Origin of the sequence: Lachnospira eligens (genome assembly GCF_009680455.1) — a bacterium.
GTDB classification, from domain to species: Bacteria; Bacillota; Clostridia; order Lachnospirales; family Lachnospiraceae; genus Lachnospira; species Lachnospira eligens_A.
Genome location: NZ_WKRD01000007.1, coordinates 159,287 through 170,479 on the forward strand (window position 1 = coordinate 159,287; position 11,193 = coordinate 170,479).

The window sequence follows — 11,193 nt, forward strand, 5'->3', positions numbered from 1 at the left end:
TTTTGTTATGAAGCATAAAGGAAGTAAAAGAATTTGTGCTATAATAAGCATACTAAATATTTACATAGACTGGAGGATACGAACATGGACGAAAATGTAAAGAAAAGAAATGAAGTACTGGCACAGACTGTAATTAATGGCTTACAGTCACGAAACATGTCAGGATATTATGCAGAGGATAAAGAAGCAGCTTTAAAGCAGGCTCTGGAGTTAATTGATGAGGAAAGCACAATTGCTATGGGCGGCTGTCACAGTGCACAGGAGATTGGACTTGTGGAGGCTTTGAAGGAGGGCAATTACAATTATATAGACCGTTCAAAGATGACTCCAAGAGAAGGACTTCTGGCTTCATATGACGCTGATGTGTTCTTATCAAGTGCAAATGCGATGACAAGTGATGGAATACTTGTAAATATTGATGGCAATTCCAACCGTGTTTCATGCATAGCGCAGGGACCAAAGAAGGTAATCTTTATAGTTGGAATGAATAAAGTCTGTTCAGACCTCGATTCGGCAATGAAGCGTGCAAGAAATATAGCTGCACCAACTAATGCACAGAATTTTGATGTCAAGACACCCTGCAAGACAACCGGAAAATGCTTTGACTGCAAATCACCAGACACATTATGTTGTCAGTTCCTGATTACAAGATATTCACGCCATGTCGGAAGAATACATGTAATACTTGTAAATGATACACTTGGTTATTAAAAGGAGAAACTATGATTAACAGACTTCATATGGCAATGATTGAATTATATAAGGGAGACGCTAAGAGAATACAGCATTTTTGCAAGGTTCACAGCTATGCAAAGCTGATTGCACAGATGGAAAATGTTGATGACAAATGTCTTTTTATAATTGAAACAGCGGCACTCACACATGATATCGGGATTCATACATGTGAAGAAAAATATGGTGAGTGCGGAGGAAAACTGCAGGAAAAAGAAGGTCCTGCTATTGCCGCAGGACTTCTTGACAGGCTTGGCTTTGACAGTGAAGTATCAGAAAGAGTGCAGTATCTGATAGGACATCACCATACTTACAATAATATTGACGGCATTGATTATCAGATACTTGTTGAGGCGGATTTCTTAGTTAACATATGCGATGATAATCTTACAAAGGATGCAGCATTGAAAGCATATAATAACATTTTTAAGACGGAAAGCGGCAAAAAGATATGCCAGGAGATGTTTGGTTTGTAGATAATGAGATTTAATGTTACAATTAACAAAAATGTGCGTGGGAAGTGGAGTTTATGAGCGATAATAAAAATGTTAATAATAAGGAAAAAGGCTTTGTTGTCGGCGGATATACTTTTAAGACGAAGCAGGAAGCGCAGGAAGCAAAAGATGAGATGAATGCTATTAAGTATCTGTCTGGAAAGACGGACAGTAAAGATCCGAAACAGGTGTATGTGTTGTATAATAAGATAATTGACAGACAGTTATTTTATACATCCATTGGACTAAATTATCTCAAGAATTTACAGCAGTTTCTGTATAATTCACCAGATATTCCAGATGATAAGATTAAGCCGATTCCGGTAAAGAGTGAAACACAGGCTGCAATTGACAGAAGGCGTGAAAGAAATGAGCATAGAAGTGAGCTGCATACGCTCTCAATTCAGGTGGCAAAGTACAAGAACAATTTTATGAGAATTATGATTGTAAATGTGTTTCTTGTTATTGCGTTAATTGCAATGTTTTTTATTCTTAAGACAGGCTCTAATTCTAATGTCATTAATTATGAAGTGAATGTACAGAATAAGTATTCTTCATGGCAGACAGAGCTTGAATCTAAGGAAGCCAAGTTAAAGGAAAAAGAGAAAGAGCTTAATTCAAGGGAAGCGGAACTTGAATCAAAGCAGTCTTTAAAATCATCATCACAGCAGTCAACAAAGTAGTCATAATATAAATATATGAGCAGAGTACACATTTTAAACATATTTATCAGATAGTATATAGATAATTAATTCACCGTGAAAGTGAGGATTACATATGGATAAGATGAAGGTTTTAGTAGTAGATGATGAAAGCAGAATGAGAAAGCTTGTAAGTGATTTCCTTACAAGAAAAGGATATGCTGTTATTGAAGCGGCTGATGGTGTAGAAGCTGTAGATACATTTATGGAGAATAAAGATATTGCACTTATAATTCTTGATGTTATGATGCCAAGAATGGATGGCTGGGAAGTGTGCAGGCAGATAAGAAAGGATTCTAAAGTTCCTATTATAATGCTTACAGCAAAGGGCGAGGAGATGGATGAACTACAAGGCTTTGAATGTGGAGCTGACGAATATATTGCCAAGCCATTTTCACCCAAGATACTTACAGCCAGAGTTGATGCAATTATAAGACGTGCATATGGTGTTGACAGCAACGAGATAATTGAGATTGGTGGAATTACTATAGATAAAGCAGCACATATCGTTAAGATTGATGGTGAAGAGATAGAGTTAAGCTATAAGGAGTTTGAACTGCTTACTTATTTTGTTGAGAATAAAGGGCTTGCGTTGTCTAGAGAGAAGATTCTTAATAATGTATGGAATTATGATTACTATGGAGATGCAAGAACTATAGATACTCATGTTAAGAAATTAAGAAAGAAAATGGGTGAGAAGGGTGATTACATCAAGACAATCTGGGGTATGGGTTACAAGTTCATTGTTGACTGATTCTGCGTATAAGGAAGGCAATTAAAGATGAAGATACATTCAATTAAGTTTAAGATTACACTTCTTCTGGTAGTTACTGTTACATGTCTTGTGGCTATGCTTATTGGATTTAACAGCATTTTTTCTGAGAAAGTGTATATGAACCGTAAGCAGAAGAGCATGATTAATTCTTATGAGAATGTCAATGAAATCATGCAGAAATATACTGATTCACAGATAGATAAAGATACTATGTGTGCTGATATGGAGAACATATCTACAGCAAAGGGAATATCAGTGCTTGTAGTTGACAGCAGCTGGTGTACCATATATGTAAGTACTCAGGGAGATGATTCAATGATGGAACGTCTTCGCATGAGTATATTTAATGGGGATATTTTTAAGAATAATGGTTCACCTGATAAAGCACCGGAACCTAAGGAACAGGAAGATGATTCAGATAACCCGGCAGACAAGGATGATAAGAAAGATCATAGAAAGCGTCTGGAAGATATTATTGATATGTCAGGTACATCACTTGTTGAGAACAGGACAATTATAAGCTCCAATGATAATTACACATTACAGAAGGTGTATGATGAAAGGCTTGGAGATTACTATCTTGAGATATGGGGTACACTTGACAATGGATATTCAATTATATTAAGAACTCCTATCCAGGGAATAAAAGATAATGTAAATATATCGACAACTCTTATTAAGTATGTTGGAGGAGCAATTCTTGCTGTTGGTATAATTGCAGCATTTGTAGTATCAACATATATTACCAGACCGATTAAGCAGCTTTCTAATATTGCTGAGAAGATGTCAGAGATGGATTTTGATGCAAGATATGAGGGAAGTGATAAGGGAGAGATTGGTCTGCTTGGAAAGAGCATGAACAATATGTCTGAGAAGCTTGAACAGAATATTGCTGAGCTTAAGAAGGCTAACCTTGAACTTAAGAAAGATATTGATAAAAAAGAAAAGCTTGAGATAATGAGAACAGATTTTCTTTCAAATGTATCTCATGAGTTAAAGACTCCTATTGCACTTATACAAGGATATGCTGAGGGGCTTAAGGAAGGCATAACAGATGATCCTGAAAGCATGGAATTTTATTGTGATGTTATTATGGACGAGGCAAACAAGATGAATACAATGGTTAAGCGACTTCTTACACTTAATCAGATTGAATTCGGAAATGATGAGCCTGAGATGGAGAGATTTGATATTAATGAGCTTATTGCTTCTGTAGCAGATGCCAATGCAATAAGAGCGGGACAAAAGAATATGAGTATAGTATTTGATAACCGTAATGAGCATAATTATGTGTGGGCTGATGAATACAAGACAGAGGAAGTGCTTACTAATTATATATCTAATGCACTTAATCACTGTGATGGAAAGCGTGCAATTGAGGTGAGAACTGAAAAATCAGAGAATGGAGGAACTATTACCGTTACTGTATATAATAGTGGAAAAAATATTGCTGATGAAGATCTTGAAAGAATATGGGAGAAGTTCTACAAGACTGATAAAGCGAGAACAAGAGAATATGGAGGTAATGGAATAGGACTGTCTATTGTAAAGGCTATTATGGATTCAATGGGGCAGGAATATGGTGTCAGAAATGTATCTGATGGTGTAGAATTCTGGTTTAATCTTGATTGTAAATCATAATATGATATAATTGTTATCAGTGTATGAGAATAATTGGTATATTCATCATGAACGGTGATAATAATTATAAAGGGAAATTGAGGAAATATATATGAAAAAAGTTATAACAGGTCTGCTTGTGCTTTTGTGTATATCTGCACTCACAGGTTGTGGCAAAGATGATGTAACATTAACCAATGAAGATAATGATCTGGTTGCTGAGTATATAGCAGGAACGCTTCTTAAGTATTCATATGAAAATGAATGGAAGTATCAGAAGCTTAATTCAGCACAGAATGGTGGAGGTACAACAAGTTCGTCTGGTATACAGAAACCGTCACAGACACAGTCTGCAACTACAGGACATAATAATACAATACAGACTACTAAGGCGTCAGGTAATTCAGCGAACGCATCAGCAGATTTATTAACAGGGCTGCCAACTGCACTTGGATTTAATGGTGTGACACTTACATATAAGGATTATACTGTGGGAAATCAGTATCCGGCAGAGAATTATGTGGTTTCAGTGCCGTCACAGACGGGCTGTAAGGTTGTTGCTGTTGAGATGACACTTACTAATACAAGTGGTTCAACAGTTAATCTTACATCATCAGGTGGTGTTGTATTAAAGCTCACAGCCGGCTCAACAGCTGTAAGCAATTATGCTTCAATGCTTAAGAATGATATTACAACACTTAAGAATGTTTCACTGGCGGCAGGAGAGAGTAAAGAAGTAGTTGTATTATTTCAGGTAAAAGAAAGCGATGCCAATTCATTAGCCGGTTTGGTTATGTCGGCAACATCATCAGGAACATCGCTTGGTTCATTAACAATCAATTAAGAATGCATAACATTTTCAATGTTGTAAAAGGCAGCTTGTGCTTCATCTAACTGATGAACATAGGCTGCTCTTTTTTCAGGCTTATATCCATCGCCATGTCCATTATATTCAGCATAATATACAGTTTCATGTGATTCAGGCTTATTCCAGTCAGTGAAGCCCTCATCAATAATCTGGTCGGAATATTCACAGTTAAGAAGAACAACCTTGGCATGAATTCTCCAAGGTCTGCTTAAAGCAACGCTTTTAGGCGGACAGTTTCCTGTAAATGTGCAATTATCAAATACATAACCGAAAGCCTGACCTTCATATGTTGAAGGTGCAGTATAATAAGAGTTGATGGGTTCATTCCGGTTTAATGCAAAAAGTGTGCAGTTTTTAAAATAAGCTGTGGCACTTCCGAAAATAAAATCAATTTCACCACATATAAAGCAGTCTTCATATAACTGGTGAACGAGCTTTCTTTCACCGTCTATTGTTGGACCTGTAAAACCACCTGGTTGTTTTTCTTTAAGAGGCAGCGGACCGGTAAATAAAGTGTCCTGATGACCGAGAATTTTACAGTGCTTAAATGTGATGTTGTCACCTTCAGCGTATACAGCTATTGCCTGACCGACATTATCACCAAATCCGGCGCTGTTTTCGAATGTTATATTGCTTGCAGAGAAATTATCGGCATATACAAGAAATGTATAGGAACGGAAAGTTCCACGCTTAGAGCCGTCAGGCATAATCATTCTTGCATAGAAGCCCTCAGTAATAATAGTTTCATCTGTATCTTCACCAATTAAGGTAATATTATTTTTCCGGATTTCAATACGTTCTTTATATATTCCTTTTTTGATAAATATAGTTTCGTTGTTATTATCAGAAACAGAATCAACTGCTTTCTGTATTGAATCAAAATCACCAGAATTGTCTTTAGCTACCGTAATCATAAAAATGCATACCTCCTATTTTTTGCTATTATAGCACACTGGACATTAATAAATAAAGCGAGTATAATTCCATTCGTTAAAAAAATTGTAGGAAATAGAGATTATGATAAGAATAGTAGAAGATATGAGAGATGTTGATATATATCTTTCATTAAGAAAACAGGTTGGCTGGATTAAGTTAGATGAAAATCAGGCTCAGAGAGCATTGGATAACAGTGTGAAAGTATTCACAGTATATGATGATGACAAGCCTATAGGAATGGGCAGAGTAGTTGGAGATATGGCTGTAATAAGCTATATCCAGGATTTAATAATAATACCGGAATATCAGAGTAAGCACATAGGAAGCATGCTTATAGAACATATAATAGCTTATGTCAAAGGAATTACTCAGGAAGGCACAAGAATGATGCTTTGTCTGATGTGTGCCAAGGGCAGAGAGATATTCTATGAAAAGCATGGATTTATCGCAAGACCGACACCAGAACTGGGACCGGGAATGATACAGTATATATTACAATAGCATTGTAAAATGTAATGTTAACCTAATGTCAACCTAAATTAATAACGGGTTGACAATTACTTTTCAAGTGTGTACAATAACAAATGTTGTATTACTACATTTGAAAAGAGGACTTTAATTATGAAAAGCAAAAAGGTTACTATTTATCAGCTGACATTTATGGCTATGATGGCAGCAGTTACATGTATTCTTGGACCACTTTCAGTTCCAATTGGTCAGATTCCAATATCTCTTACTAATCTTGTGATTTATTTCACAGTATTTGTACTGGGCATATGGGCAGGAACAGGAAGCTATGGAATATATCTGCTGCTTGGTGCTGTAGGACTTCCTGTATTTTCAGGATTTGCTGGTGGATTAGGAAAGCTTCTTGGACCAACAGGAGGATATCTTATAGGTTTCATATTCATGGCACTTATTGGAGGAGCTGTGATTGAGCTTTCACACAGAAATATTTTTCTTACAATGTTAGGCTGGGTAGTTGGAACTGCTGTTGCATATGCATTTGGTACGGTATGGTTTGTATACCTTATGAAATGTTCAGTCACATATGCACTTACAGTATGTGTATATCCATTTATCGGATTTGATATTGTCAAGATAGTTATTGCAACACTTCTTGGAAAGACAGTAAGATATGCAATAACCAAAGCTGGTCTTATACAGAAAGCAGCATAATAAGTAAAAGAAAAAGGTGTCTCCGGATTAACGGAGACACCTTTTTAAGTACAATGCAGAATTAATTATCTGAGAGTCTTAACATACTCAGCAATCTTCTCATCCTTGCAGTTAGCAAAGAAAAGCTCTTCAAACTTCTCACCTGCAACAGCACCCTTAACGAGATCCTGATCAAGCTCCTTAAGAACTTCTACGAGATCCTGCTTAAGAGTAACAGCTCTTACGCCATCAAGAATCTTCTTGTTTCTCTGTTCAGGAACAACTCTTTCTTTAGGATATCCGCCACCTGGTTCACCCTCGAAAAGCTTTTCAAAGATGTATGTGAGGTTAAGCTCTGCACCCCATCCGAAGCCCTTTGCAAATGGAAGAGCAATAGCGTTACCGTCGTTAATCTGCATGAACATATAAGCGTCTGAAGGATCAACAACATGTCCACAGAGAACTCCAGGGAAAGAGTTAAGTGCTAACATAGCACCTTCACCAGTACCGCAACCTGTTACCACAAAGTCAGCAGCACCGCTGTTTAAAAGAATAGCAGCAAGGATACCGTTCTGTACGTATGTAAGCTGTGCTTTATCATCAGCTGAGTACATACCATAATTATCAACTGTATGTCCCTTGCTTTCTGCAACTTTCTTAAGTGATGCATAAATCATCTCGTTCTTTGCAGCCTGGCTGTTTTCATTAATTAATGCGATTCTCATTATGAAATCTCCTCTTTTCTTATATTCTATATAAACTATAAGCTGTGGGTCTGCTTTTGTCAAATGTGTATACTGAAATAATACATTTACCAAATGCGTACTTATGTGTTATATTATACAGAACGAATTAAGTTGAAAGAGGTTAGATAATATGGCTGAAAATAAAGATTCCCAGGCAGCATTTATGGAGGCTGTCGGAAGCATTAAAGAATATGCCAAGGTTAATGGCAATATTGTTACAAGAGAGGATGTACACAGCTTTTTTAAAGATATGGCATTAGATGATGCCAAATTCCAGATGATTTCAGGATATCTGATGGCTAATGGAATTAAGATACAGGGTGAAGACAGCGTAGATAATGAATTCCTGAAGCTGATGGAAAGTGCCTCAGATGATAATATTGATGAGTCAGGACAACATATTTCTAAGGAAGAACAGGAAGATAAGAAGGTTGCGGATGATATTGTAAGTCATCTTGATTATGAAGAGGATGAGAAGTATCTGAAAATATATCTTCAGGATATATCAGGAATACAGCCTATGACAGATGTTACAAGATCATATCTTCTTATGAACATAGTTGAGGATAATGATAAAGAATCACTAAAACTGCTTACAGAAAGTTATCTTGAAAAGATTGCGTCATGGATAGAACCATTCAGAGGAAAGGGAGTTCTTGCATGTGACCTTGTACAGGAGGCCAATCTGGCTATGACAGCATATATAGGACAGCAGGAATGGCTTAATAATTATGAGTGGAAGGATAAGATTAAAGAAGGTGGACAGGAAGACCTTCTTAATGTGCTTAAAGGAATTGACGAAGCAGTTAAGGAGCTTATTGAAGGCAGTCTTAATATGCTTATAGATGAACAGACGGATGTTAATATGGTTTCGGGAAAAATTCTCAATAAAGTCAATCTTGTAAATGACTGGGGAATAAGACTTAAAGAAGAATTAGGAAGAAAACCTACGGTGGAAGAAGTAGCAAAGAACATGGGAGTTGCAGAAAATGTGGTACTTGAGGCTATCAGGCTTTCAAGTGAAACAATTGAAGATATCAAGTACGAAAAGACGGTTCCTAAAGAATAACTGATTAATAAAATTAATATATACACGATTTCGAGAAAAATTTAACAATTTTTTATTGATTTTAATTAGGGCATGGTATAGAATTAAAAAGAATTTTGTAATAATTTACAAGAAATTATAAGAAAAGAGGTTTATGTAAGATGGCAAAAATCGATTTAAGCAAGTATGGCATCACAGGTGCTACAGAGATCGTCTACAATCCTTCTTATGAATTATTATTCGAGGAAGAGACTAAGTCTACTAACGAAGGTTATGAAGTTGGTAAGGAAAGCGAACTTGGAGCTGTTGATGTTATGACAGGTATCTATACAGGTCGTTCTCCTAAAGACAAGTACATTGTTGTTGATGAGAACTCTAAGGACACTGTATGGTGGACATCAGATGAGTATAAGAACGATAACCACCCAATGTCAGAAGATGTATGGGCTAAGGTTAAGGACATCGCTAAGGCAGAGCTTTCTAATAAGAAACTTTTCGTAGTTGATGCATTTTGTGGAGCTAACAAGGACACAAGAATGGCAGTTCGTTTCATCGTTGAAGTTGCTTGGCAGGCACATTTTGTAACTAATATGTTCATTAAGCCAACAGCAGAAGAACTTGAGAACTTCGAGCCAGATTTCGTTGTATATAATGCTTCTAAGGCTAAGGTTGAGAACTATGCTGAATTAGGCCTTAACTCAGAGACATGTGTTGCATTCAACATTACAAGCCATGAGCAGGTAATCATTAATACATGGTATGGTGGAGAGATGAAGAAGGGTATGTTCTCTATGATGAACTACTACCTTCCATTAAAGGGTATTGCTTCAATGCACTGCTCAGCTAACACAGATAAGAACGGAGAGAATACAGCAATCTTCTTTGGTCTTTCAGGAACAGGTAAGACAACACTTTCAACAGATCCTAAGAGACTCCTTATCGGTGATGATGAGCATGGTTGGGATGACAATGGCGTATTCAACTTCGAAGGTGGATGCTACGCTAAGGTTATCAACCTTGATAAGGAATCAGAGCCAGATATCTACAATGCAATTAAGAGAAACGCTCTTCTTGAGAACGTTACACTTGATGAGAATGGAAAGATTGATTTCGCAGATAAGAGCGTAACAGAGAATACTCGTGTATCTTACCCAATCAATCATATTGAGAATATAGTAAGACCAATTTCTTCAGCTCCAGCAGCTAAGAATGTAATCTTCCTTTCAGCAGATGCTTTCGGAGTACTTCCTCCAGTATCTATTCTTACACCAGAGCAGACACAGTACTACTTCCTTTCAGGATTTACTGCTAAGCTTGCTGGTACAGAGAGAGGAATCACAGAGCCTACACCTACATTCTCAGCTTGCTTCGGACAGGCATTCCTTGAGCTTCATCCTACAAAGTATGCAGCAGAGCTTGTTAAGAAGATGGAAAAGAGTGGAGCTAAGGCTTACTTAGTTAACACAGGATGGAATGGAACAGGTAAGAGAATCTCTATTAAGGATACTCGTGGTATCATTGATGCTATCCTTTCAGGTGCTATTAATACAGCTCCAACAAAGAAGATTCCTATGTTCAACTTTGAAGTTCCTACAGAGCTTCCAGGAGTAGATCCAGCAATCCTTGATCCAAGAGATACATATGCTGATGCTTCTGAGTGGGAGACTAAGGCTAAGGATCTTGCTGCAAGATTCAATAAGAACTTTGTTAAGTACACAGGTAACGAAGCTGGTAAGGCTTTAGTTGCTGCTGGTCCACAGCTTTAATTTTCAATCATTACAGAGTTTGAATTATGATTATATACCTGCGTCTGAATTGAATTCATTCGCAGGTATATTTGAATTTTTTTGACATATAATATTGTGTAATCAGTAAAGAAGATGTATAATCAATACATCGGTACAGATTACGTATCAATTGAATATTTCCTGGGACGTTCGCAAAACCACATTATTTTGATCCTACATTTCATCGACGGGATTCCTATATCTCCATTCCAATGTCAAGCCTCCTTAGTCAGTGGAAGGCAGCGGTCTGGATGCGGTTGCCCACCTAGCTTCGCTAGGAGTCGAAAGCGTGGGGAGCGGCGTTTTGGGATATTATTTATTAACAGGC

Annotated in this window: 12 protein-coding genes and 1 other RNA gene; 11 read left to right on the forward strand and 2 right to left on the reverse strand. The window is 37.0% G+C overall.

The features are described 5' to 3' along the window. Window positions 1-84 precede the first annotated feature (84 nt). The 6 genes from GKE48_RS10385 (at window position 85) to GKE48_RS10410 (ending at window position 5,166) form a co-directional block, all read left to right on the forward strand. Window positions 85-711 carry a lactate utilization protein gene (locus tag GKE48_RS10385; protein ID WP_055215142.1) on the forward strand — a complete coding sequence of 209 codons (627 nt, stop codon included), beginning with the start codon at window positions 85-87 and terminating at the stop codon, window positions 709-711. A gap of 11 nt (window positions 712-722) precedes the next feature. Beyond that, entirely contained in the window at window positions 723-1,208 is a 486-nt protein-coding gene (locus tag GKE48_RS10390) for an HD domain-containing protein (protein WP_012739414.1), read from the forward strand. Window positions 1,209-1,261: 53 nt separating this feature from the next. Beyond that, window positions 1,262-1,909, forward strand: a complete 648-nt coding sequence (locus tag GKE48_RS10395; protein ID WP_154301037.1) for a hypothetical protein — start codon at window positions 1,262-1,264, stop codon at window positions 1,907-1,909. 94 nt (window positions 1,910-2,003) lie between these two features. Next, complete coding sequence (locus GKE48_RS10400) at window positions 2,004-2,681, forward strand: response regulator transcription factor (protein ID WP_012739412.1); 678 nt, start codon at window positions 2,004-2,006, stop codon at window positions 2,679-2,681. Between the two features lie 27 nt (window positions 2,682-2,708). Next, window positions 2,709-4,343, forward strand: a complete 1,635-nt coding sequence (locus GKE48_RS10405) for a sensor histidine kinase (RefSeq protein WP_012739411.1) — start codon at window positions 2,709-2,711, stop codon at window positions 4,341-4,343. A 91-nt stretch (window positions 4,344-4,434) separates the two neighbouring features. Then, window positions 4,435-5,166 (forward strand): hypothetical protein, encoded by a 732-nt coding sequence (locus GKE48_RS10410; RefSeq protein ID WP_022097440.1) that lies wholly within the window; start codon window positions 4,435-4,437, stop codon window positions 5,164-5,166. On the opposite strand, the gene GKE48_RS10415 is transcribed toward GKE48_RS10410, so the two are convergent. Continuing rightward, window positions 5,163-6,104, reverse strand: coding sequence for a pectinesterase family protein (locus GKE48_RS10415; protein WP_154301038.1), 942 nt, complete (start codon window positions 6,102-6,104; stop codon window positions 5,163-5,165). The two genes, GKE48_RS10410 and GKE48_RS10415, sit on opposite strands and share 4 nt — an antisense overlap. A 103-nt stretch (window positions 6,105-6,207) precedes the next feature. Here GKE48_RS10415 and GKE48_RS10420 point away from each other — a divergent pair, with 103 nt between their 5' ends. Continuing rightward, a complete protein-coding gene (locus GKE48_RS10420) occupies window positions 6,208-6,627 on the forward strand; it encodes a GNAT family N-acetyltransferase (protein ID WP_022097438.1) in 420 nt (139 codons plus the stop codon). Window positions 6,628-6,747: 120 nt separating this feature from the next. Then, window positions 6,748-7,305, forward strand: coding sequence for a biotin transporter BioY (locus tag GKE48_RS10425; RefSeq protein WP_022097437.1), 558 nt, complete (start codon window positions 6,748-6,750; stop codon window positions 7,303-7,305). A gap of 65 nt (window positions 7,306-7,370) precedes the next feature. Here the strand turns inward: GKE48_RS10425 and GKE48_RS10430 are convergent, their stop codons facing one another. After that, window positions 7,371-8,009 carry an RpiB/LacA/LacB family sugar-phosphate isomerase gene (locus GKE48_RS10430; protein WP_022097436.1) on the reverse strand — a complete coding sequence of 213 codons (639 nt, stop codon included), beginning with the start codon at window positions 8,007-8,009 and terminating at the stop codon, window positions 7,371-7,373. 151 nt (window positions 8,010-8,160) lie between these two features. Here GKE48_RS10430 and GKE48_RS10435 point away from each other — a divergent pair, with 151 nt between their 5' ends. The 3 genes from GKE48_RS10435 to ssrS all read left to right on the forward strand — a co-directional run bounded on the left by GKE48_RS10435 (window position 8,161) and on the right by ssrS (window position 11,180). Then, entirely contained in the window at window positions 8,161-9,099 is a 939-nt protein-coding gene (locus GKE48_RS10435; RefSeq protein ID WP_022097435.1) for a sigma-70 domain-containing protein, read from the forward strand. Between the two features lie 140 nt (window positions 9,100-9,239). Beyond that, entirely contained in the window at window positions 9,240-10,844 is a 1,605-nt protein-coding gene (pckA, locus tag GKE48_RS10440) for a phosphoenolpyruvate carboxykinase (ATP) (protein WP_022097434.1), read from the forward strand. Between the two features lie 156 nt (window positions 10,845-11,000). Continuing rightward, a non-coding RNA gene (gene ssrS / locus GKE48_RS10445) (6S RNA) lies at window positions 11,001-11,180 on the forward strand. Window positions 11,181-11,193: the final 13 nt, after the last annotated feature.